General features: G+C 73.2%; 21 protein-coding genes. 10 read left to right on the top strand and 11 right to left on the bottom strand.

The window, feature by feature from the left end:
* Window positions 1–15: 15 nt before the first annotated feature.
* The 6 genes from ACBR40_RS15565 to ACBR40_RS15590 are packed head-to-tail and all read right to left on the bottom strand — an operon-like array spanning window position 16 to window position 6755.
* Window positions 16–969 (bottom strand): acyl-CoA dehydrogenase family protein, encoded by a 954-nt coding sequence (locus tag ACBR40_RS15565; RefSeq protein WP_371249151.1) that lies wholly within the window; start codon window positions 967–969, stop codon window positions 16–18.
* Window positions 959–2107, bottom strand: coding sequence for an acyl-CoA dehydrogenase family protein (locus ACBR40_RS15570; protein ID WP_344204150.1), 1149 nt, complete (start codon window positions 2105–2107; stop codon window positions 959–961). Before ACBR40_RS15570 ends, ACBR40_RS15565 begins: the two co-directional genes overlap by 11 nt.
* Window positions 2108–2124: 17 nt before the next feature.
* Entirely contained in the window at window positions 2125–3336 is a 1212-nt protein-coding gene (locus tag ACBR40_RS15575; RefSeq protein ID WP_344204151.1) for an ABC transporter substrate-binding protein, read from the bottom strand.
* 37 nt (window positions 3337–3373) lie between these two features.
* Entirely contained in the window at window positions 3374–4069 is a 696-nt protein-coding gene (locus ACBR40_RS15580; RefSeq protein WP_344204153.1) for an ATP-binding cassette domain-containing protein, read from the bottom strand.
* The gene (locus ACBR40_RS15585) at window positions 4066–5877 is read right to left on the bottom strand and encodes an ATP-binding cassette domain-containing protein (RefSeq protein WP_371249152.1); all 1812 of its coding nucleotides are present in this window, start codon (window positions 5875–5877) and stop codon (window positions 4066–4068) included. Before ACBR40_RS15585 ends, ACBR40_RS15580 begins: the two co-directional genes overlap by 4 nt.
* On the bottom strand, window positions 5877–6755 hold the full coding sequence (locus ACBR40_RS15590; protein ID WP_344204158.1) for a branched-chain amino acid ABC transporter permease: 879 nt from the start codon (window positions 6753–6755) through the stop codon (window positions 5877–5879). The genes ACBR40_RS15585 and ACBR40_RS15590 overlap by 1 nt, the downstream gene beginning before the upstream one ends.
* 115 nt (window positions 6756–6870) lie before the next feature.
* Here ACBR40_RS15590 and ACBR40_RS15595 point away from each other — a divergent pair, with 115 nt between their 5' ends.
* From ACBR40_RS15595 to ACBR40_RS15605, 3 genes are read left to right on the top strand one after another with little or no spacing between them, the layout of a single operon-like run.
* Entirely contained in the window at window positions 6871–7680 is an 810-nt protein-coding gene (locus tag ACBR40_RS15595) for an enoyl-CoA hydratase/isomerase family protein (RefSeq protein ID WP_371249153.1), read from the top strand.
* Between the two features lie 10 nt (window positions 7681–7690).
* Window positions 7691–9313, top strand: coding sequence for an AMP-binding protein (locus tag ACBR40_RS15600; protein WP_371249154.1), 1623 nt, complete (start codon window positions 7691–7693; stop codon window positions 9311–9313).
* Window positions 9313–10143, top strand: a complete 831-nt coding sequence (locus tag ACBR40_RS15605; RefSeq protein WP_371249155.1) for an SDR family NAD(P)-dependent oxidoreductase — start codon at window positions 9313–9315, stop codon at window positions 10141–10143. Before ACBR40_RS15600 ends, ACBR40_RS15605 begins: the two co-directional genes overlap by 1 nt.
* Before the next feature lie 31 nt (window positions 10144–10174).
* Here the strand turns inward: ACBR40_RS15605 and ACBR40_RS15610 are convergent, their stop codons facing one another.
* Window positions 10175–11287 (bottom strand): CaiB/BaiF CoA transferase family protein, encoded by a 1113-nt coding sequence (locus tag ACBR40_RS15610; RefSeq protein ID WP_371249156.1) that lies wholly within the window; start codon window positions 11285–11287, stop codon window positions 10175–10177.
* A complete protein-coding gene (locus ACBR40_RS15615) occupies window positions 11284–12669 on the bottom strand; it encodes an enoyl-CoA hydratase-related protein (RefSeq protein WP_371249157.1) in 1386 nt (461 codons plus the stop codon). Before ACBR40_RS15615 ends, ACBR40_RS15610 begins: the two co-directional genes overlap by 4 nt.
* A gap of 86 nt (window positions 12670–12755) precedes the next feature.
* Here ACBR40_RS15615 and ACBR40_RS15620 point away from each other — a divergent pair, with 86 nt between their 5' ends.
* Genes ACBR40_RS15620 through ACBR40_RS15630 form a run of 3 tightly spaced genes read left to right on the top strand, consistent with a single transcriptional unit; the run spans window position 12756 to window position 16303 of the window.
* Entirely contained in the window at window positions 12756–13937 is a 1182-nt protein-coding gene (locus ACBR40_RS15620) for an acyl-CoA dehydrogenase family protein (protein WP_371249158.1), read from the top strand.
* Window positions 13937–14692, top strand: a complete 756-nt coding sequence (locus ACBR40_RS15625) for an SDR family NAD(P)-dependent oxidoreductase (protein ID WP_371249159.1) — start codon at window positions 13937–13939, stop codon at window positions 14690–14692. Before ACBR40_RS15620 ends, ACBR40_RS15625 begins: the two co-directional genes overlap by 1 nt.
* A gap of 12 nt (window positions 14693–14704) precedes the next feature.
* Entirely contained in the window at window positions 14705–16303 is a 1599-nt protein-coding gene (locus tag ACBR40_RS15630) for an ATP-binding protein (protein ID WP_371249161.1), read from the top strand.
* A gap of 3 nt (window positions 16304–16306) precedes the next feature.
* Here the strand turns inward: ACBR40_RS15630 and ACBR40_RS15635 are convergent, their stop codons facing one another.
* Window positions 16307–16903 carry a TetR/AcrR family transcriptional regulator gene (locus tag ACBR40_RS15635; RefSeq protein WP_344204175.1) on the bottom strand — a complete coding sequence of 199 codons (597 nt, stop codon included), beginning with the start codon at window positions 16901–16903 and terminating at the stop codon, window positions 16307–16309.
* Between the two features lie 88 nt (window positions 16904–16991).
* Here ACBR40_RS15635 and ACBR40_RS15640 point away from each other — a divergent pair, with 88 nt between their 5' ends.
* Together ACBR40_RS15640 and ACBR40_RS15645 are read left to right on the top strand one after the other, a co-directional pair.
* Window positions 16992–17399, top strand: a complete 408-nt coding sequence (locus ACBR40_RS15640; RefSeq protein WP_344204178.1) for a VOC family protein — start codon at window positions 16992–16994, stop codon at window positions 17397–17399.
* Window positions 17400–17480: 81 nt separating this feature from the next.
* The gene (locus ACBR40_RS15645) at window positions 17481–18530 is read left to right on the top strand and encodes a zinc-dependent alcohol dehydrogenase family protein (RefSeq protein ID WP_371249162.1); all 1050 of its coding nucleotides are present in this window, start codon (window positions 17481–17483) and stop codon (window positions 18528–18530) included.
* Between the two features lie 85 nt (window positions 18531–18615).
* Here ACBR40_RS15645 and ACBR40_RS15650 read toward each other — a convergent pair whose 3' ends face one another.
* Complete coding sequence (locus tag ACBR40_RS15650; protein ID WP_344204183.1) at window positions 18616–19461, bottom strand: alpha/beta hydrolase; 846 nt, start codon at window positions 19459–19461, stop codon at window positions 18616–18618.
* Window positions 19462–19526: 65 nt separating this feature from the next.
* Here ACBR40_RS15650 and ACBR40_RS15655 point away from each other — a divergent pair, with 65 nt between their 5' ends.
* Entirely contained in the window at window positions 19527–20066 is a 540-nt protein-coding gene (locus ACBR40_RS15655) for a helix-turn-helix domain-containing protein (protein WP_371249163.1), read from the top strand.
* Between the two features lie 12 nt (window positions 20067–20078).
* Here the strand turns inward: ACBR40_RS15655 and ACBR40_RS15660 are convergent, their stop codons facing one another.
* Window positions 20079–21017: a hypothetical protein gene (locus ACBR40_RS15660; RefSeq protein WP_371249164.1), complete on the bottom strand. Its 939-nt coding sequence runs from the start codon at window positions 21015–21017 to the stop codon at window positions 20079–20081.
* A 160-nt stretch (window positions 21018–21177) separates the two neighbouring features.
* On the opposite strand from ACBR40_RS15660, the gene ACBR40_RS15665 reads away from it, so the two are divergent.
* Window positions 21178–21309, top strand: coding sequence for a hypothetical protein (locus ACBR40_RS15665; protein WP_371249165.1), 132 nt, complete (start codon window positions 21178–21180; stop codon window positions 21307–21309).
* Window positions 21310–21490 lie beyond the last annotated feature (181 nt).

Consider the following 21490-nt stretch of genomic DNA (forward strand, 5'->3'; position numbering starts at 1 on the left):
CGGCCTTTCAGCGCGTCACCGCCAGGCGGCCACCGGGTAGACGCCGTCGAACCCCTCCGCCGCGACGGCCCGCGCCAGCAGCCCGGTCGAGGCGATCCGCCCGGCCGGCCGGTGCAGCACGCTCTGCAGGTGGCGGTCGAGCACGGTGAGGTCGTGCTCCTCGCACAGGCCCATGGCGCCCATTACCTGGTGCCCGTTGGCCAGCACCGTGTTCGCCGCCTCGATCATCTGCACCCGCAGCGCCAGCAGGTCGGCCGAGCGCGCCTCACCCAGCCGGACCAGCCACCACGCGTGCAGCGCCAGCTCCTCCAGCCCGTCGAGCGCGAGGGACAGGTCCGCGACGCGCCAGCGGATCTCGCCGAACTTGCCGATCGGCTTGCCGAACTGCTGCCGGTCCCTGGCGTGCGTCACCGCCCGTTCGGCGGCGGTGGCGAGCGCGCCGGCGACCCAGAAGGCGTCGAGCAGCAGGCGCATCGCCGTGACCCGCGCCGCGTCCACGCCCGGCGCCTCGGCGCCGAGGACGACGCCGGACGCGAACGGGTCCAGCGGCGCGGGGCGCGGCGCCCCGGCCAAGACCCGGCGGGCGACGCCCTGGTCCAGGTCGACGGCGACGGCGTCGCGCAGCAGGTCCGCGTGGTCGAGCCGTTCGGCGTTCCCCGAGATCAGGTGAACGCCGCCGACCTCGGCGCGCAGGTCAACGGGAACGGCCAGCTCGTGCGCGAGCGGCCAGGGCAGCACGACGGCGCCCGCCGCCCGGACCGCCAGCATGACGGCGGCCGACTCGTCCTCCTCGCCCCACGGGTCGAGGCCGCGCAGGTCGAGCCGGTCCAGGGCGGGCGCGACGAGCGCCTCGCGCCGGGTCCGGTCCGCCTCGGCGGCGCGCGCGAGGTCCACCCCGCCCAGCGCGTCGAAGGCCCTGGTCACGCTCTCCTCGTAGGCGACGGCCGCCTGCGGCCAGTCACGACGCACGCCGGTCCCCCTCGATCGAGGAGCGGGCGACGAGCATGCGCTGCACCTCGATGGTGCCGGAGGCGATGGTCGCGGAGCGGGCGTACCGGAAGACGTCCTCGACGTGGCCGAGCAGGCCGGCCGACGGGTCGGGGACGAGGGCGTCGGCGCCGGAGAGGTCGAGAGCCAGCGCGGCCACCTCCTGGTCGAGTTGGATGGAGGCCAGCCGCGCGATGGAGGCCTCCCTGTCGGTGAGCCGGCCGGCGTCGTTCAGCGCGACGGCGCGGTAGTTGAGCAGCCTGGCCACCCGGGCGTGCACCAGGGCGCGGGCGTACTCGTGCAGCGCGGCCGGTTCGGCGAGGGACGGGTGGCCGGCGAGGGCGGCGAGCACCCGCTCGTCGCGGGCGTAGCGGGAGATGCCGATCCGCTCGTGCTTCATGACCCGCCGGACGACGTCCCAGCCGCGGCCGGCCTCGCCGAGCACCGCGTCGGGGCCGACCCGTACGTCGTCGAAGAACACCTCGTTGAGGTGCTGCTCCCCCATGATCGAGTCGATCGGGACGACCCGGATGCCGGGCGAGTCCATCGGCACCAGGAAGATGGTGATGCCGTCGTGCTTGGCCGCGCCCCTGCCGGTGCGGGCCGCGAGGAAGCACCACTGCGCGAGTCCCGCGTACGAGGTCCAGATCTTCTGGCCGTTCAGCACCCACTCGCCGTCCTGGAGCTCGGCGGCGAGCTGGAGCGAGGCGAGGTCGGAGCCGGCGCCGGGTTCGCTGAAGCCCTGGCACCACACGGCCCGGCCGGAGGAGATGGCGGGCAGGTGCAGCGCCTTCTGCTCCGGCGTGCCGACCTCCATGATCACCGGTCCGACCCAGTTCAGGCCCATGTACTGCGGTCCGCGGGGCTCGAAGTGTGCCCACATCTCCTCCCGCAGGACGGCCTGCTGCCAGATGTCGGTGCCGGCGCCCCCGTACTCCTCGGGCCAGCTGAGCGTGAGGAGCTGCTCCTCGGCCAGACGCTCGACGACCCTGGTCACCACGGACTGGACCGCCGGGTCCGGCGAGAACGACGTCGTCCAGTCGTCGGGGAGGAGCTCCGCCAGTAGGGCCCGCAGGCGGACGCGCAACGCGTCCGCCCGCGTTCCCAGCCGGAGATCCACTGAGGTCTCCTCGGGCATTACTCCCCCGCACTCACGGCGGCTTCGACACACTTGCCGTCCGGGCACGGCTGAGCGGGTACGAAGACGCCGAGCTGGTCGGCATCGATTCCGATGCGCTTGTCGGGACCGAAGGTGTACGTGCCGTTGGCGCCCTTGAAGGTGCCCCCGGAGACGAGCGCCTTCTTGATCGCGTCGGGCTCGGTGGACTTGGCCTGCTGCGCCGCCTGGGTCACCAGGAGCGCCCAGTCGAAGGAGACCGCGCCCACCGAGTCGAGGGCGTTGAACTCGGTCTTGCCCTTGGCCTTGAGGTAGAGCTTGACGAAGTCCGCCGTGATCGAGGAGTCGCCGGTCGAGGACGACAGGAACGTCTTGGCGATGGGCCCGGCGGCGAGGGTCTTCTTCATGCCCTCCGGGATGAGCTCGGTGGTCGCCGGGTCGCCGATGCCGAGCACCGCGGACATCTGCGGGTTCCAGCCGATCTTGTTGAGGCTGGACATGGTGGCGACCAGCGGGGCGCCGTACGACCAGACGATGAGCGACTCGGCGCCCGCGTCCTTGAGCTTGGTGAGCTGCGCGGTCACGTCCGAGGCGGTGTTCGGGAAGCTCTCGTGCACGATCTTGACGTCGGGGAACTGGCTCTGCGCGATGGCGAGCGTGTCCTTGGTCTGCGAGGTGCCGAAGGCCGAGGAGTCGTCGAGCACGGCCACCGTCTTGCCGGCCGAGGCCGCGTACGACAGCAGCGGCGTGATCGAGGTCTCGCCGGAGGTGCCGGCGCCGGTGCTGAAGGCGTACTTGTAGCGCTTGGAGTCGCCGACGTCGGCGGCGATCGAGCCGATGCCGCCGGCGGTGTCGCCGGGCACCTTCACCTGGTTGAGCACGTCCTGGACGGGCGGGAACGCCTCGGTGGTGAAGTAGAGCGCGGACACGCCGTCCTGGGCGAGCGCCCGGGTGGCGGCGACGGCCGCGGTCGGCTCGCCCTTGGTGTCGCGCTGCTCGATCACGATCTTCGTGCCGGGATTGTGCTGCTCGACGTACTCGGCGCCGGCCTTGAGCCCGGCCAGCGAGTTCTGGCCGCTCGGGGAGAGCGGGCCGGTGAGCGCCCCGACGAAACCGATCTTGATGGTGGTGCCTTCGGCGGCGTCGCCGGAGGATCCGCCGTCGCCGCACGCGGCGAGCGCGAGCAGCGCCGCGCACACCACGGCTGTGCCCGTTGTGGCACGTTTCCTCATGGGGGTGTCCTTCCTGGGGGGTTTGGCTGGGGGTGGGTCAGGAGAGGTAGGCGGCCTGCAGCAGGTCGGGCAGGTCCGGGTCGGCGCCGCGCACCCGGTGCGCGACGTGCCCGTGCCGCAGCACCACGACGTCGGCCTCCAGCTTCTGCGCGACCTCGACCCGCTGTTCGACCAGCAGGACGGCGAACCCGGCGTCCCGCAGGTCGGCGAGGATCTCGATGGTCCGGCCGACCAGCTTGGGCGACAGGCCGTTCGTGGGCTCGTCCAGCATGATCACGCGGGGTCCGCCGGCCACCGCGCGGGCGATGGCGAGCATCTGCTGCTGGCCGCCGGACAGGCCGCCCGCGAGGCGCCGCTCCATCGGGCGCAGCTCGGGCAGCAGGTCGAGCGGGTCGACCTCGGGCCTGCGGGCGGCGCGGGCGGCCGCGACCTTGAGGTTCTCGGCTACGGACAGGCTCTTGAACACGTGCCGGCCCTCCAGCACGTGGCCGAGCCCGGCCCTGGCCCGCCGGCTCGCCGGGAGGTTGTCGAGGCGCAGGTCGTCCAGCCAGATCCCGCCGGTGGCGGACTCCAGCCCGCCGATGCCGCGCAGCGTGGAGGTCTTGCCCGCGCCGTTGGCGCCCAGCAGGGCCAGGCAGGTGCCGGGCTCGACGGTGAGTGACAGGTCCTCGACGGCGGTGACGCCGCCGTACCGGACGCTGAGCGCGTCCACCTTGAGCCGGCCGCCGTTCACGCGACCCCCATGTACGCGGCGCGGACGCTGTCCACGTCGTGCAGGTCGCCGGGCGCGCCCTCCCACAGCACCTTGCCGAGGTCGAGGACGACGACCCGGTCGACCAGGCGGCTGATCATGTCCAGATGGTGTTCGACGATCACGACGGCCACTCCCGCTGCGGCGACGTCACTGACGACGCGCTCGAATCCTTCGATCTCCGTGGCCGACAGCCCGGCTGCGGGCTCGTCCAGGAGGAGGACCTCCGGACAGGTGCCGAGTGCCATGGCGGCCTCCAGGAAACGGAGCCGGCCGTGGCTCATCTCCCTGCTCTCCCGCATGCCGGCGGCCGGGTCGTGCGGGTCGAGGCCGCCGAGCTCCAGCAGGGTGAGCGCGCCGCGCCGGCAGGCGTCCCGCATCGCCTCGTCGCGTTCCCCGTGGACGGCCGGGAGCGCCAGGTGCTCCTCGATGCTCATGCCGGGGAACGTCTTCGGGGTCTGGAAGGTACGGGACACGCCGCGCCTGGCGACGGCGGCGGCGCCGAGGCCGCCGAGGTCGGTCCCGTGCAGGGTGATCCGGCCGGCGGTCGGCGGGTAGTGCCCGGACACGACGTTGAGCAGCGTCGTCTTGCCCGACCCGTTCGGCCCGATGAGGCCGACGATCTCGCCGCGCCGCAACTCCATCGACACCCCGGCGAGCGCGTCCACGCCGCCGAAGCTGCGCCGCAGGTCGGTGACCCGCAGGATCGGCTCGCCCGGCGCGCGTTCTGGCACCTCCACCTCCGGGGTGGCGGCCAGGTCGCGCAGCGCCTGCGGGGCGGGCGCCGCGGTGCGGCTGAACAGGCCGCGCGGCCGCAGCCGCATGAGCACGATGAGCAGCGCGCCGTACAGCAGGTTGTTCAGGTGCGGGTACTCGTCGAGACGCAGCGGGATCAGCACGAGCAGCACCGCGCCGACGACCGGGCCGAGCCGGGAGCCGCTGCCGCCGAGCACCACCATGACCAGGAACAGGATGGACAGGTTCGAGGAGAAGGCGTCCGGCGAGATGTAGGCGGACAGGTAGGAGAACAGTCCTCCGCTGAGCGCGCCGAGCGCGGATCCGGCGGCGAAGGCGACGACCTTGGTGAGGTAGCCGGAGACGCCGAGCGCGGACGCGCCGATCGGCTCGTCGCGGACCGCGACGGTGGCCCGGCCGAGGCGCGAGGTCCGGTAGCGGGCGTGCAGCCAGTAGCTGACGCTCGCCACGACGACGATCACGATCGCCACGACCCAGGGGGTCGAGACCGGCTCGCCGCCGAACCAGAGGCGGGCGTCGATGCCGGCCAGGCCGTTGTTGCCGCCGGTCACCGACTGGAACTGGATGAGCATGTCGTTGACGACGAGCATCAGGCCGAGCGACATCATGGCCAGGCCGATCGCGCCGAGCCGGCCGGCCGGGAACCCGGCCAGCGCGCCTGCGGCGAGCCCGGCGAGCGCGGCGACCGGCAGCGCCGCCCAGATCGGCCAGCCGTACGAGACCACCAGGACGGCGGTGACGTAGGCGCCGATGGCGAACGACGCGCCCTGCCCGAGCGACAGCGCGCCGGCGTAGCCGGTGGTGATGTTGAGCCCGAGCGTGGCGACCGCGTACAGGCACACCAGTTGCAGGACGTAGCCGTTGTAGGAGAGCGGGCCCCACAGGGCCAGCAGCGCCGTCGCGACGACCAGCATCGCCGCGCCGTGCGCGGCGGGCCTGGCGAGCACCCGGCGGACGGGAGCGGGGGTGGCGTCGCGGCCGCGGGCCGCGGCGGCGCGCAGGGACCTGGACAGGTCGGAGAGCCGGTACGACATCACACCGCCCGCACCGGCGCCGCGCCGAACAGGCCGTGCGGGCGCACCACGTAGACCAGGGCCAGCAGCAGGAACACCGTCAGGTTGACCGTGAGGCTGCCGACGTGGACCCCGGCGAACTGGCTGACCACGCCGATGACCAGGCCGCCGACGACGGCGCCGCCGATGCTGCCCATGCCGCCGATCGCGGTGGCGACGAAGCCGTAGAAGGTGTACGACATCCCGAGCGACGGGGTGACGAGCTGGGTGGAGGCCACCAGCACCCCGGTGACCGCGGCGACCAGCGCGGACAGCACCGTGGCGATCTGCGAGGCGCGGGCGCGGGAGATGCCGATCGCCTCCGCGCCGTCGAGGTCGTCGGCGATCGCGCGCAGCTCCAGCCCGACGCGGGTGCGCCGGTAGAACAGCAGGAGCAGCCCGGCGACGGCGAACAGCGCGGCGACCGCGGTCAGCTCGGCGGGCGAGACCGCCAGGCCGGCCAGGTCGAAGCGGTGCTTGCTGACGCCGTACGTGAAGTTGCGGGACTCCCCGCTGTAGGGGACGGCCAGCAGCTCGGCCAGGACCACGCTGACCGCGAGGGTGGACAGCAGCCAGGAGGCCGACTGGCCCGACTGCACGAACGGCCGCACCGCGGTCCACTCGACGGTCAGCGCCACCACCACCATCACGGCGAGCGCGGCCACGTACGCGAGCCAGACCGGCAGGCCGGCGCCCACCGCCACCAGCACGGACATGGGCATGAGCATCACCATCTGCCCGTGGGCGAAGTTGATGACGCCGGTCGTCGTGAACAGCGTGGCGAAGCCGACCGCGACCAATCCGTAGATCGCGCCGTCCGCCAGACCCGGCACGAGCACCGTCTGGAGAAACTCATGCATGGGGGGACCCGGTTCCGGCGCGGGATGTGTCGTCTCTCTTCACCATGGCGCGAAACGTATATATGATTTGGATGACAGTCAAGGAGGGCGTCGCGGCGCCCGTGGGGAGGCGCCCGTGTCGAGCAAGAGCGGCGGAGCAGACCTGGAACGTGCCGACGGAGTGCTGCTCAGCACGGTCGTCGGCGGGACGCTGGTCGTGACACTCAACCGCCCGCAGTCCGCCAACGCCCTCGACGACGAGCTCATGGACGCGCTCGCGGACCTGTGGCGGGCCGCCGCCGGAGCGCCGGAGCTGCGCGCGGTGCTGCTCACCGGCGCGGGCAGGGCGTTCTGCGCCGGGGCCGACGTGTCCATGCTCTCGGCGCCGAGGGTGAAGGTCGGCGACACCGCGGCCGAGGAGCTCGACTTCCTGCCGGGGCCGCGCCTGGGCATCCCGGTCATCGTCGCCGTGAACGGGGTGTGCGCGGGAGGCGGCCTGCACTTCGTGGCCGACGCCGACATCTGCCTCGCCTCGACGGCGGCCCGCTTCCTGGACCCGCACGTCAGCGTCGGCCAGGTGTCCGCGCTGGAGCCGCTGCAGCTCCGGCTGCGGATGCGGCCGGACCTGCTGACCCGCCTCGTCCTGCTCGGCCGGCACGAGTCGCTGTCCGCCGAACAGGCCGAGCGGGCCGGCCTCGTCTCCGAGGTCGTCGAGCCGGACGCGCTCCTCGGGCGCGGGATGGAGCTGGCCGCGATGGTCGGGCGGAACTCGCCGGAGGCCGTACGGCTCAGCCGCCGGGTGCTGCGTTCGTTCGAGGAACGGCTCATCGCCGCCGACATGGACCTCGGCTGGGAGCTGATCCGGCGGCACCGGCACCATCCGGACGCCGTCGAGGGCCCCGCCGCCTTCCTGGACAAGCGCGAGCCGAAGTGGACGACATCATGAGGGCGGCGTCATGAGGGCGGCCGACTGGAGGCGCAGGCCGCGGGTGGTCGCCCCCGAGCTGACGGACGCCTGGCGGCGCCGGGGCTTCCGCACCGAGGAGCGGATCGGCGACCTGCTGGACCACGGGGCGACGCGCTGGCCGGACCGGCCGGCGATCATCACCGCGCATGGCGAGACGAGCTTCGCCGAGCTGGCCGCCACGTCCGCCGCGGTCGCCCGCACCCTGCTCGCGGGCGGGGTCCGGCCGGGCGACGCGGTCTGCTGGCTGCTGCCCACCGGCCCGCACGCCGTCGCCGTCGCGGCGGCGATCTGGCGGATCGGGGCGACCAGCAGCCCGATCGTGCCGCTGTACGGCCCGCGCGAGATCCGCGCCGTGCTGGACCAGATCCGGCCGGCGGCCGTCGTCACGTACGGCGACGACCGGCGCCGGGCCTACCCGGACGAGTTCGACGAGGCGCTGCGCGACCTCGGGCACGAGCCCGCCGCGCGGCTGCTCACCACCGGCCGGTCGGCGGGCTGGCGGGCGGCGGACGGCGAGGGCCCCGGCGCGCTGCCGTCCGGGATCGAGCCCGCCGCCCCCGAGGACCCCTGCCTGGTGCTGTTCACCTCGGGCACCGAGTCCGAGCCCAAGGGCGTGGTGCACTCCGTGGCGGGCCTGCGGCACGAGCTGCGGACCACCGTCGTGGAGTGGGGCCTGACCTTCCGGGACCGCATGGTGATGGCCTCCCCCATCACGCACATCACCGGCCTCCTGCAGGGCTTCATGATCCCCTGCCAGGTGGGGGCGACCGCGGTGCTGATGGAACGGTGGGACCCGGCCGCGTGCGCCGAGCTGGCCGACCGGACCGGCGCCACGTACATGGCCGGCGCCACGCCGTTCCTGCGCGAACTGCTCGGCGTGTACGCCGCCGAGGGGCGGGACCGCTCACCGCTGCGCCAGTACTGCTGCGGCGGCGCGGCGGTGCCGCCGGACCTCATCCGGCAGGCCGGCGAGCTGGGCATCGCGGCGTACCGGGCGTGGGGCATGACCGAGCTGCCCACCGCGACGCTGCCCAACGAGCTGGACCCGCTGGAGTTCCGGGCGGAGACCGACGGCCGGCTCGCGCCCGGCGTGGAGCTGCGGGTCGTGGACTCCTCGGGCCGGGACGCAGGGCCGGGCGAGACGGGCGAGCTGCTGCTGCGCGGCCCGGAGATGATGCTCGGGTACGTGCGGGAGGAGCTGAACGCGCACGCGTTCACCCCTGACGGGTGGTTCCGTACGGGGGACCTCGGCTCGCTGGGCGGCGACGGGCAGGTGCGGATCACCGGGCGGCTCAAGGACGTGATCAACCGGGGCGGTGAGAAGTTCTCGGCCAGGGAGATCGAGGAGGCCATCGTGCGGCATCCCGATGTGGCTGCGGTGGCGATCGTTGCGGTTCCTGGTGGGCGCCTTGGTGAGCGGATCGGGGCGGTCGTGGTCTCGGAGCGGGAGGATCTGACTCTGGAGGAGGTGGGGCGGGCGGTGACCGGGCAGGGGTTGGCCCGGCACAAGCAGCCGGAGTTGTTGCGGGTGGTTCGCTCGCTGCCCACCAACCCGACCGGGAAGATCAACAAGGCCGCGGTGGTCAAGCTGTTCGACCCGGAGACCGGGTGATGTGCGGGCTGCTGGACGGGCGCTGTGTCGTCGTGACGGGCGCCGGGCGGGGACTGGGCCGCGCGTACGCGCTCGCCTGCGCCGCCCACGGCGCCGCGGTCGTGGTCAACGACGTGGACGAGGCCGCCGCGCACGCCGTGGCCGCGGAGATCGCCGCCGCCGGCGGGCACGCGGTGGCCGAGCCCGGCTCCGCCACGTCGTGGGAGGTCGCGGCCCGGCTGGCCGGGACGGCGGAGCTGGAGTTCGGCCGGCTCGACGGCCTCGTCGCCAACGCCGGGATCACCCACCACGGCCCGCCGTGGGAGGAGGACGAGGCGCGGCTGCGGCGGATCACCGAGGTGAACGTGCTCGGCGTGCAGTTCGCCGCGGTGCACGCCATGCGGGCGATGGTCCGGCGGGGCGCCGGCGGATCGATCGTCACCGTCGTGTCCGGCGCCCGGTTCGGCATCCCCGGCATGAGCGCCTACGGCGCCACGAAGGGAGCGGTGGCCGCGATGACCGCCGGCTGGGCGCGGGACTGCGCGTCCGCCGGCATCCGGGTCAACGCGGTGTCGCCGCTGGCCGAGACCGGCATGGCGGCCCTGGACACCCGGCCCGACCGGCCCGTGCTGGGCTCGCCCGGGGATGTGGCGCCGGTGGTGGTCGCGCTGCTCAGCGACGCCACCCGTGACGTGACCGGCCGGATCGTCCGGTTCGACGGCGCCGATCTCGGCGTGTACGCGCCGGAGTCCCTCGTCCCGGTCACCGGCTGGACGGCCGGGGACCCGGCGGCGGCGATCGCGGAGGCCCTGGCCCGGCTGGGCGGTTCCGCCACAGCCGGGCCGAGCTGATCCCGACGCCCTCGGGTTCCTGACGCGACGGTCAGCTCCCCGAGCCGCCCCACTCGCGCAGCACGTCCGCCGCCTCGGCCGCCGTTCGCGGCACCGGGGCCACCGGGCCGGCCGGCGTGCGGGAGAACCGGGGTGCCGGGGCCGCCTGGACCACGCCGTCCGCCTCGGCGTACGTGCCGCGCGCCGCCAGGTGCGGATGGCCGGGGGCCTCGGCGAAGCTGAGCACCGGGGTGACGCAGGCGTCGGTGCCGGCGAAGTGCCCGGCCCACTCGTCGCGGGTCCGGGACGCGAACGCGGCGGCGAACCGCTTGCGCATCGCCGGCCAGTTGGCCGGATCGTTCTGCTCGCCCAGCTCGGCCGGGTCGAGCTCCAGCCCGGCCAGCAGCGCCGCGTAGAAGTGCGGCTCCAGCGCGCCCACCGCGACGAACCCGCCGTCGGCGCAGGCGTAGGTGTCGTAGAAGGGCGCGCCGCCGTCGAGCAGGTTGCCCTCCCGTTCGTCGCGCCAGGCCCCCATGCCGCGCAGGGCGAGCGTCATCTGGCTGAGCAGCGCGGTGCCGTCGACCATGGCGGCGTCGATCACCTGGCCCCGGCCGGAGCGGGAGCGTTCGAACAGCGCGGCCAGCACGCCGACGAGCAGCAGCATGGAGCCGCCGCCGAAGTCGCCGACCAGGTTGAGCGGCGGCGCCGGCGCCTGGTCGGCGCGGCCCATGGCGTGCAGCGCGCCGGTCAGGCCGATGTAGTTGATGTCGTGGCCGACGTGGCCGGCCCACGGCCCGTCCTGGCCCCACCCGGTCATCCGGGCGTACACGAGGCCGGGGTTGCGGGCCAGGCAGACGTCTGGGCCCACGCCGAGCCGTTCCACCACGCCGGGGCGCAGGCCCTCGATCAGCACGTCAGCGCGTTCGGCGAGGCCGAGGACGACGGCCCGCCCGTCGGCGGACTTCAGGTCGGCGTGGATCTGCCGCCGGCCGCGCAGCACGGCGTCGGTCGCGCCCGGGGCGCCGAACTGGAGCCCGCGGCCCGCCGGCCGTTCGATCCTGACCACGTCGGCGCCGAGGTCGGCGAGCACCATGGCCGCGTGCGGTGCCGGGCCGAGCCCGGCCAGTTCCACCACGCGCAGTCCCGCCAGGGGGCCGTCCTTCATCGGGGGTTTCCACCTTTCTCCTTGCGCTTGCCGTTCACGAACGCGTCGAGCCTGGCCCCGGCCGCGGCGGACGCGGCGGCCTCGGCGATCGTCGCCGCCTCGACGCCGAGCTGGTCGGCCAGCGACCGGGCCGGTGCGTCCCGGAGCAGGCGCCGGGTCCGGCCGAGCGCCGGGAACGGCCCGGCCGCGATCCGCGCCGCCGCCTGCCTGGCCGCCTCGGTGAGCTCGTCGTCGGGGTGGACGCCGGTGACCAGCCCCCAGTCGGCGGCCTCCGCCGCCGTCAGCCGGCGGTCGGTCAAGGTCAGGGTGAGCGCCCGGCGCAGCCCCACCACCTGCGGCAGCAGCCAGGACGTGCCGCAGTCCGGGGTCAGCCCCGCCTGCGCGTACGCGGTCAGGAACGTCGCCGACTCGCCGGCCAGCACCACGTCGGCCACCAGGGTGAGCGCCAGCCCGGCGCCCGCCGCCGCACCCTGGACGGCGGCCACGACGGGGACCTCCAGCCCGGCGAGGGCCAGCACCGCGCGGTGCGCCGTCGTGGCCAGCTCCAGCACGTAGCCGGCGCGGTCGGCGGCGCCGTGCATCGCGGTGACGTCGCCGCCTGCGCAGAAGTTGCGGCCGCGGCCGAGCAGCAGCACGCAGCGCACCCCGGGGTCGGCCGCGGCGGCCTCGACGGCGTCGCCGAGCGCCCGCGCCGTGGGCAGGTCGAGTGCGTTCGAGTGCTCCGGCCGGTCGAGCTCGATGGTCGCCACCCCGCCGGCGACCTCGTAGCGCAGTGCGCCGCCGGTGACCGTACGTTCGTCGGCCGGCGCGGTGGTCAGTCCGGCGAGCACCAGGTCGGCGAGGTGCCGGTAGGCCTGGGCGGCGTCGAACCCGGTGGCCGACTGGAGGGCGCCGCGCTGGATGGAGTTCATGACCTCGGCCACCGCGGCCCCCACGAACGGCGCGTGGACCGAACGCAGCACCCCCGCCCTGACCCCCTCCGCGACCAGGCTCCGCACCCGCTCCGCCGCGAAGCGGGTGTTCTCCTGGTAGACCTCGTTGGCCGGGCCGAAGGCGGCCACGTCCGCGAGGAACGCCGCCGAGGCGGGCTGCAGCTCGGCGGCGACGGCCTCCAGGTAGACGGCGAGCTGCCGGGCCGGGTCGCCGGAGGCGGCGACCCTGGCCTCGATGCGCTCGGTCGCCGTCTTGAAGAACGAGCGGACGACGGCCACCACGATCTGCTCCTTGCTGGGCGCCACCGCGTACAGGGTGGTGCGGGAGCAGCGCAGCCGCTCGGCGAGATCGCCGATGTTGAACGACGCGAACCCCTCGGCCAGGAACAGCTCGCGGAGCTGCGCCAATGTCTCCTCGGGCCGGGTGCGGCTCCTGTCGGGCGATGGCATGGCATGACTCTACGGCACCCGCTGGCGGACAGTACAGTCTCTGATACTTTGGTACTTAGTTCCGTACTCCGCCGAAGGAAGCCTGGATGCCCGCATCGCACGTCATGCCCAGCGAAGAGAGCGCCGACCTGATCGAGATCGTCCGGGACCTCGCCGACAGGGAGCTGGCCCCCCGCGTCGCGAAGGCCGAGGCGGACGAGGAGTTCCCGCGCGAGGTGTTCCGCACGCTCGGCGCGATGGGCGTGCTCGGCCTGCCCTACCCCGAGGAGCACGGTGGCGGTGGCCAGCCCTACGACGTGTACCTGCGGGTGCTGGAGGAGGTCGCCCGGGTCTGGTCCGGCGTCGCCGTCGGCACCAGCGTGCACGTGTTGTCCTGCTTCGGGCTGGCCGGGTTCGGCACCGACGAGCAGCGGCGGGCCTGGCTGCCCGGCATGCTCGGCGGCGACCTGCTCGGCGCGTACTGCCTGAGCGAGCCGCACGCCGGCTCCGACCCCGCCGCCATGACCACCCGCGCCGTACGCGACGGCGACGACTACGTGCTCACCGGCGCGAAGGCGTGGACCACGCACGGCGGGCGCGCCGACTTCTACACCGTGATGGCGCGGACCTCCGACGACCGCAAGGGCATCTCCTGCTTCCTCGTCCCGGCCGACGCCGAAGGGCTGAGCGCCGACCCGCCCGAGCGCAAGATGGGCCTGACCGCCTCGCCGACCGCGACGATGCGGCTGGACGGCGTATGGGTGCCGGCCGAGCGCAGGATCGGCGCGGAGGGCGACGGACTGCGCATCGCGCTGGCCGCGCTCGACTCCGGCCGGCTGGGCATCGCCGCCGTCGCCACCGGCCTGGCCCAGGGGGCGCTCGACCACGCGGTGACGTACGCGAGGGAGCGCTCGACGTTCGGCCGGCCGATCATCGAGCACCAGGGCCTGGCGTTCCTGCTGGCCGACATGGAGGCGGCCGTGCAGACCGCCCGCGCGATGACGCTGCACGCCGCCCGGCTGAAGGACCTCGGCCTGCCGTTCGGGCGGGAGGCGTCCATCGCCAAGATGGTCGCCACCGACAACGCCATGAAGGTCACCACGGACGCCGTCCAGGTGCTCGGCGGCTACGGCTACACCCGCGACTTCCCGGTCGAGCGCTACATGCGCGAGGCGAAGGTCATGCAGATCTTCGAGGGCACCAACCAGATCCAGCGCATGGTCATCGGCCGCTCGCTCGCCGGGAACACCGCACCCGTGATCACCTCGCTCGGCAGGGAGAAGCACTGATGCAGGTCGCCCACACCGCCGTCATCGTCACCGGCGGGGCCTCCTCCGGCATCGGCGCCGCGACCGCCGAGCTGCTGGTCAAGGAGGACGCGGAGGTCTTCGTCCTCGATCTCGAGCAGAGCATCGACGCCGCGGAGCCGGTGCGGGGGGTGGAGTACCTCCCCACCGACGTCACCAGCCCCGAGGAGGTGCGGGCCGCCGTCGCGACGGCCGCCTCCGGCCTGCCGCTGCGCGCGGTCGTCAACTGCGCCGGCATGGCCCCGTCGGCGCGCGTCCTGGACGGGGGCGGGGTGCACGACCTCGACCTGTACGCGCGGGTCGTGCAGATCAACCTCGTCGGGACGTTCAACGTGCTCGCGCTGGCCGCCGAGGCGATCGCCCGTACCGAGCCGGACGAGCACGGCCAGCGCGGCGTGATCGTCAACACCGCCTCGGTCGCCGCGTACGAGGGGCGGGTCGGGCAGGCGGCGTACTCCTCGGCCATGAGCGGCGTCGTCGGGCTGACCCTGCCCGCGGCGCGCGACCTCGCCCAGCACGGCATCCGGGTCAACGCCATCGCCCCGGGCGTCGTGGAGTCCCATGAGGAGCTGGTGGCCGGCGTCCCGTTCCCGCGGCGGCCGGCCCGCCCGGACGAGTACGCGCACCTGGCGCTGGCGATCATCCACCACGACTACCTGAACGGCGAGGTCATCCGGATGGACGGCGCACTCCGGGCGGCGCACGCTCACACGGGTGGGCCCGAGCGAAATCAGTGACAGAATGCAGTCATGCGGCCACCCCGAGCTAAGTACTTCAACACCACCGGTCCGTGCGATCCCCAGCGCCACTACATGCTGCCCCCCACGCAGCGGCTTCCCGAGGCGCGCGAGCTCATCGAGATGGATCGCTACTTCGTGCTGCACGCGCCCCGGCAGACCGGCAAGACGACCACACTGGACACTCTGGCCTCCGAGCTGAACGCCGAGGGCGACATCACCGCCCTGATGTTCTCCTGCGAGAGCGCCAAGGCGGCCGGCGACGACTACCCCGCCGCGGAGTCGCTTCTGCTGGACTCCCTGCGCGAGGCCGCCGAAGAGTCGGGATGGCCCGACGAGCTGCTGCCGCCGGATCCCTGGCCGCAGTCCTCCCCGGGCAGTCGGTTCCGTGCGGCGCTGCGTGAGTGGTGCCGCCGCAGCCCGCGCCGGGTGGTGCTGCTCCTCGACGAGATCGACGCCCTGCAGGGCAACAGCATGGTCAGCATCCTCAGCCAGCTCCGCCACGGCCACAACGCACGGCACAAAGGACTTCCGTTCCCCGCGTCGGTGGTGCTGTGCGGGCTGCGCGACGTACGTGACTACAAGGTCGCCTCGGGCGGCCCATCCGACGGGTCGAACCCGGCCAGCCCGTTCAACATCGTCGCCGATTCACTGCGCCTGGGCGACTTCACCGCCGACGACATCGCCGAGCTCTACGACCAGCACACCCAGGCCACCGGCCAGGAGTTCACCAAAGACGCGGTGGACCGCGCCTTCGAGCTCACCCAAGGCCAGCCCTGGCTGGTCAACGCCCTCGCCTACGAGATCATCTCCAAAATGCGAGTGACCGGCGCCATCACCTGCGAGCGGGTGGAGGAGGCCAAGGAGCGGCTCATCCGAGCGCGCGCCACCCACCTGGACTCCCTGGTGGCCCGGCTGCACGAACCACGGGTGGAACGAGTGATCGAACCAATCGTGGCCGGGACATACCCGGACACGGACGCCGCCTTCGACAAAGACGTCTCCTACGTTCACGACCTGGGCCTCATCCGCGGAACCAGGGATCTGGAGATCGCCAACCCGATCTACCGCGAGGTCCTGCTACGGGTCCTGGGCGATCGCACGGAGCGGTTCGTCAAGGCCGAGCCCCGCAGCTTCGTGCTCCCCGACGGCCGGTTCGACCTGCCACGCCTGCTCCAGGAGTTCGTCACCTTCTGGCGCGAACACGGCGAAATCCTCATTCAACAAGAGGGCTACCACGAAGCCGCCTGCCAGATCATCCTGATGGCCTTCCTGCACCGCCTCGTCAACGGCGGCGGCCACCTCGACCGCGAATACGCCGCCGGCACCAAGCGCCTCGACGTCCTCATCCGCTGGCCCTACACCACCCCTGACGGCGAACGACAGCTCCAACGCGAAGTCATGGAGCTGAAAGTCTGGCGCCCAGGCGAAACCGACCCCACCCAGGCCGGCCTCACCCAACTCGACCACTACCTCGACCGCCTCACCCTCACCACCGGCGTCCTGGTCATCTTCAACCGCCGCCCCGAAGCCCCACCCTGGCAGGAACGCGGCCACTTCGAACACACCACCACACCCGCCGGCCACCAGGTCACCATCTTGCGCGTCTGACGCTCATGATCCGGGCGGGGCGGGCGAAACACGCAGGGCGTCGAGGAGACGGGACAGCGCCGCCTGGGTGTCGGCCGGGTCGGCTGGGGCGGACTGCGCCAGCCACAGCGCGGCCTCGTTCATCGCTCCCGACAGCAGCCGGGCCAGCGGTGCGACCGGCTGGGCGGGGAGGGTGCCGTCCGCGACGAGCACGGTCAGGGCGTCCGTCAGGTGCCGGACGCTGGTGGCCTCGTCGATCGCGCGCCAGTCGTTCCAGCCGAGCACCGCGGGGCCGTCGATCAGCATGATCCGCTGCACCTCCGCGTCGGCGCCGGCCGCGACGAACGCCGCGCAGCCCGCCTTGAGCTGCGCCCACGGGTCGTCCTCCGCCTCGGCGGCCTCGGCCACCCGGCCGGCCACCTCGCGTTGCACCTCTTCCAGTACGGCGCGGAAGAGGTCGGTCTTGCCGGTGAAGTGGTGGTAGAGGGCGCCTTTGGTGACGCCGGACTCTCGTACGAGCTCCGCCAGCCCTACCCCGGCGTAACCCCGGGCTGCGAACAGGCGCCTCGCCGTGTCGAGCAGCACGCGGCGCGTCCGCTCCTTCTGTTCGGTCCTGGTCATTCCACCCCTCTTTGACATACCGACGGTATCTCAAATAGCGTACGCCGACATACCGACGGTATGTGAACGCAACGAGGAGGAGGAGCGCATGGAGCTGAGCAGCGTGTATCCGGTGGTGTGCACCGCGGACCTGGCCGCGTCGAAGGACTTCTACGTCCGGTTGTTCGGTTATGAGGTGACCTTCGAGGCCGACTGGTACGTGAGCCTGCGCCGCGGGCCGTACGAGCTCGCCCTGCTCGACCACGAGCACCCGACGCTGCCCGCGGCCTACCGCCGGCCGGTCGCGGGGCTGCTGCTCAACTTCGAGGTCGCCGACGTCGACGCCGAGTGGGAGCGCCTCGTCGTCCACGAGGGCCTGACGCCGGAGCTGGAGCTGCGCGACGAGGACTTCGGCCAGCGCCACTTCATCGTCGCCGATCCGAACGGCGTGCTCGTGGACGTGATCACGCCGATCGCGCCGTCGGAGGAGTACGCGGCCCAGTACGCGCCCTCCTGAGGCGGCGCGAACGAGGACCTTCGTCCCTTCTCCCGCCCCGCCGTCAGGGGTGATGGTGGAGGAAAGGACAAGGAGGTCCTGATGAAGGCGCTGATTTATCACGGGCCGGGCCGGCGCGCCTGGGAGGAGACTCCGGATCCGCGGATCGTCGAGCCGACGGACGCGATCGTGCGCGTGGACACCGTCACGATCTGCGGCACCGACCTGCACATTCTCAAGGGCGACGTCCCCGCCGTCGAGCCCGGCCGGATCCTCGGCCACGAGGCCGTCGGCACCGTCATGGCGACCGGCGACGCGGTCACCACCGTCGAGCAGGGCGACCGGGTGCTGGTCTCCTGCATCACCGCGTGCGGCCGCTGCCGCTACTGCCGCACCGGGATGTACGGGCAGTGCCTCGGCGGCGGCGGCTGGATCCTCGGCCACCGCATCGACGGCACCCAGGCCGAGTACGTCCGCGTCCCGTTCGCCGACACGTCCACGTACGCGCTGCCCGAGGGGGTGAGCAGCGAGGCGGCGCTCATGCTCGCCGACATCCTGCCCACCTCGTACGAGGTCGGCGTGCTCAACGGCCGGGTGCGGCCGGGCGACGTCGTCGTCGTGGTCGGCGCCGGGCCCATCGGCCTGGCGGCCATCACGACCGCGCAACTGTTCACGCCCAGCCACATCGTCGCCGTCGACCTGGCCGCGTCGAGACTGGAGGCCGCCAAGCGGCTGGGCGCGGACGTCGTGGTCGGCGCGGGCGACGACCCTGCCGCCGCGGTGGCCGAGCTCACCCACGGGCTTGGCGCGGACGTGGCGATCGAGGCGGTCGGCGTCCCCGACACCTTCGACCTGTGCACCCGGCTGGTCCGGCCCGGCGGGCACGTCGCCAACGTCGGCGTGCACGGCGCGCCCGTCACCCTGCACCTCGAAGACCTGTGGATCCGCAACCTGACCATCACCACCGGTCTCGTGGACACCCACTCCACCCCGGCCCTGCTCGACATGGTCGCCGCGGGCCGGCTCGACCCGACCACCTTCATCACCCACCGGTTCGGGTTGCACGACATGGAGGCGGCCTACCAGACGTTCTCCGACGCGGCGGACACCGGGGCGCTGAAGGTCGTCCTGTCCAGGAGCGCCGACGGCTGACGTCCGTCTGCGACCCCGCGGGGCCGTCATCTGGCGATCCCTGCCAGAGCTGGGTGAGCGCGCTGTATGCCGTCAATCGGCGTGGTCAGAAGTCGCGGCGGAGGAGCCGGCATATCCGGTCGGCGACGAGATGTGGCTGCTCGGCCTGGACGAGATGCCCCGAGGCGACTTCCTCGTGACGCCCGTCAGGCAAGGTCCCGGCGTAGCGGCGCTGGTGCTCGCGGACAGCGGCGTTCTGGCGCTCCCGCCCTCTGGCGGCGTGCGCCGCGGACAGCACGATCGTCGGGCATCCAGGGAGCTGGGGCGGCCGGGCGCGGAACCGCGGGACGGCGGCGGCCACCGCCTGCAACTCCCGGCGGGTCTGCAAGGTCCCGGCGGGGGTGAAGTCCTCGGCGAGCATGGCCTGGTAGGTGTCGGCGGGGAACAGGCGCCGGACGTTGCCGCTGAAGAGCCGCGCCAGAGGCCGGAAACGGGTGAGCGGCTGCGTCACCGCCAGCATGCGATCGATCTTCCTGGTGGTCCGGTCCCAGGTGTCGTACACCGGAGAGGTCTCCGGCAGAACGTCGACCAGCAGCAGACCCCGCAGCCGGGGTCCGAGGCGCTCGGCGGCACGGCGGGCGACCAGGCCGCCCATGCTGTGCGCGACGAGCACGAAGTCGCCCGGGACGACGGCCCCGATCAGCGCGACCAGGTCGGCGGCCATGTCATCGACGCTGAGCGGCTGGGGGGTGCGGCCGCTCAGGGCGCGCCCGGCGCGGTCGTAGGCGACCAGCCGCGCCCTGTCGGCCAGCAGCGGCAGCACCGGGTCCCATGAGGTCCGGCCGCAGCCGGCGCCCGCCTCGAAGACCACCCGGTCCTGCCCCTGGCCGGACTCCTCGACATAGACGTGCCGGCCGTTCACCGGCACCAGCCGCCCGGGCATCTCGCGCATGCCGATCACCTCCGACTCACCGTTTTCATTTTGGATAACGGTATCGCACATGAAATCGTTCGACCATGGACCCTGTCGAGCAGCTGTTGCACCCCGTGCGGCTGCGCATCGTGCACGCCCTGTCCGCAGCGGACACGCTGACGATCACGCAGATGAGCGCCCGCATGCCCGACGTACCGAAGATCACGCTGTACCGGCAGGTCGCGCAGCTGACCGAGGGCGGGTTCCTGGAGGTGGACGGCGAGCAGCGGGTACGCGGCGCCGTCGAGCGCCGCTACCGGCTGCGTCAAGACCGGCCCACCATCGACGCCGACGCCGCCGCCGCGATGTCCCTCGACGACCACCGCCGGGGATTCGCCGCGTCCATGGCCGTCCTGATCGCCGAGTTCGACGCCTACCTGAGCCGCGACGGCGCCGATCCGGCCGCCGACTCGGTCTCCTATCGGCAGGGCACCCTGTGGCTCAGCCCGGACGAGCTCAACGCGATGACGGCCGACCTGCTCGCGGTGCTGCGCGACCGGCTGGACAACACACCCGCGCCAGGCCGCACGCCCTACCTCCTCAGCGCGATCCTGTTCCCCGCCGAACGACCGCCCGACGCATAAAGCCAGCGGGACTCAGCGGTAGCGGGCGATCATGGGGCCGAAGTCCCTGCCGTGGACGAGGCCGACCGCGTAGACCGTCCCCGTTCCCGGCACCGCGGTCACCGCGGAGACGTCGATCTCGCGTCCGCGGTTCGCCCCCGCCATCGGCGGGAGCTGGGTCCGGCTGCCGTCGGGCGCCACCCGGACGGCCGCGCCGAGGCCGCCTTCGTCGGCGTCCCAGTCGACCAGGATGATCCCGTCCGCGCCGTCGGCGCCGGCGGCGCTGACCGTCGGCGAGCCCGGCATCCACGACCATGCCCTGCCGTCCCAGTGCATGGTGATCGTGGTGCCCCTGCTCCCGTCCTCGTAGTCGAACACCTCGCGGGTGCCGATCGCCCACACGTTGCCGGGTGCGTGGGCGACGACCTGGGTGAGCGTGATCCTCGGGATGCTGCCGTCCGGCCGGCCCGAGCTGTTGATCTCGTCGCTCGGCGTGCGGTCCTCAGGCGCGGGGACGAGCTGCCACGACCGGCCGTCCCAGCGCATGATCGCCGCCTGTGATCCGGCGCCCCCCTCAGCGAGCGGCCGGCCGGTGCCACCGACCGCCCAGACCTGGTCGGGCGCCGCGGCCGACACCGACGCCGCCCAGGCGGGCAGGCGCATGACGGTCCATGCCCGCCCGTCCCAGTGCGCGGCGTGATCCCCCACCACCAGCCACACGTCGTCGGGCGCGAGGGCCGTGGCACCGGCCCGCTCGCCCGGGTCGTAGTCCATGTCCGGCAGCCGGACCGGGCTCCAGCGCTCGCCGTCCCAGTGGTGCGCGGCCAAAGCGGTAGTGGCGGCGAAGACCCAGGCATCGCGCGGCCCCGTCGCCACGAGCGCGGGAAACCTCTCGTGGTCGCCGGCGTCCCACGTCACCTCGGGTGCCGGGCGCTCGCGCCAACGCCGGCCGTCGAAGTGCAGGAGCAGCACCTGGCCGACGCCTTCATCGGGGCTGCCGAGCGCCCACACATCGTGCGGTCCGCTGGCTGCGACCGCCCTCAGCCGTGTTCCGCGCTGACCGCCGGCATGCGCAAGCTCCCAGCCCCGGCCCCTGGCCGTGGCGATCGGAGAGGGATCGCGCGTTGCCGCGGTGACGCTGAGAGAGGTGGAGGTCCGCACGGGCGTGTCGCGGGGCGCCGCCGGGCCACCGCATCCCGCGCTCAGGACGGCGACCGCGCAGGACAGGGCCAGCCAGGTGCCGCCGCGGGCGCGGATCGCCTGAGCTGGTTGTTGATCCCGTTCTGCGGCTCCTCGCGATGCCGGTGCGGCGCTTTTCGCGAGAATCTCCGGATCCGACACCTACCACCCTTTCATGGCGTACGCGACCTTTCGGCAGTGTACGGAGGAGAACGCCGGCTCGCGCGTCTTCCGCTCAGGCGTCAGGTGGAGGCGCTGCTTGCAGG

Source organism: Nonomuraea sp. AD125B, from assembly GCF_041402765.1.
Taxonomy (GTDB): Bacteria; Actinomycetota; Actinomycetes; order Streptosporangiales; family Streptosporangiaceae; genus Nonomuraea; species Nonomuraea bangladeshensis.

Coding starts and splice junctions, on each gene's coding strand:
- ACBR40_RS15575 (WP_344204151.1), bottom strand. CDS start 3,336: ATGAGGAAACGTGCCACAACGGGCACAGCCGTGGTGTGCGCGGCGCTG.
- ACBR40_RS15585 (WP_371249152.1), bottom strand. CDS start 5,877: ATGTCGTACCGGCTCTCCGACCTGTCCAGGTCCCTGCGCGCCGCCGCG.
- ACBR40_RS15590 (WP_344204158.1), bottom strand. CDS start 6,755: ATGCATGAGTTTCTCCAGACGGTGCTCGTGCCGGGTCTGGCGGACGGC.
- ACBR40_RS15600 (WP_371249154.1), top strand. CDS start 7,691: ATGAGGGCGGCCGACTGGAGGCGCAGGCCGCGGGTGGTCGCCCCCGAG.
- ACBR40_RS15605 (WP_371249155.1), top strand. CDS start 9,313: ATGTGCGGGCTGCTGGACGGGCGCTGTGTCGTCGTGACGGGCGCCGGG.
- ACBR40_RS15610 (WP_371249156.1), bottom strand. CDS start 11,287: ATGAAGGACGGCCCCCTGGCGGGACTGCGCGTGGTGGAACTGGCCGGG.
- ACBR40_RS15615 (WP_371249157.1), bottom strand. CDS start 12,669: ATGCCATCGCCCGACAGGAGCCGCACCCGGCCCGAGGAGACATTGGCG.
- ACBR40_RS15620 (WP_371249158.1), top strand. CDS start 12,756: ATGCCCGCATCGCACGTCATGCCCAGCGAAGAGAGCGCCGACCTGATC.
- ACBR40_RS15625 (WP_371249159.1), top strand. CDS start 13,937: ATGCAGGTCGCCCACACCGCCGTCATCGTCACCGGCGGGGCCTCCTCC.
- ACBR40_RS15630 (WP_371249161.1), top strand. CDS start 14,705: ATGCGGCCACCCCGAGCTAAGTACTTCAACACCACCGGTCCGTGCGAT.
- ACBR40_RS15635 (WP_344204175.1), bottom strand. CDS start 16,903: ATGACCAGGACCGAACAGAAGGAGCGGACGCGCCGCGTGCTGCTCGAC.
- ACBR40_RS15640 (WP_344204178.1), top strand. CDS start 16,992: ATGGAGCTGAGCAGCGTGTATCCGGTGGTGTGCACCGCGGACCTGGCC.
- ACBR40_RS15645 (WP_371249162.1), top strand. CDS start 17,481: ATGAAGGCGCTGATTTATCACGGGCCGGGCCGGCGCGCCTGGGAGGAG.
- ACBR40_RS15650 (WP_344204183.1), bottom strand. CDS start 19,461: ATGCGCGAGATGCCCGGGCGGCTGGTGCCGGTGAACGGCCGGCACGTC.
- ACBR40_RS15655 (WP_371249163.1), top strand. CDS start 19,527: ATGGACCCTGTCGAGCAGCTGTTGCACCCCGTGCGGCTGCGCATCGTG.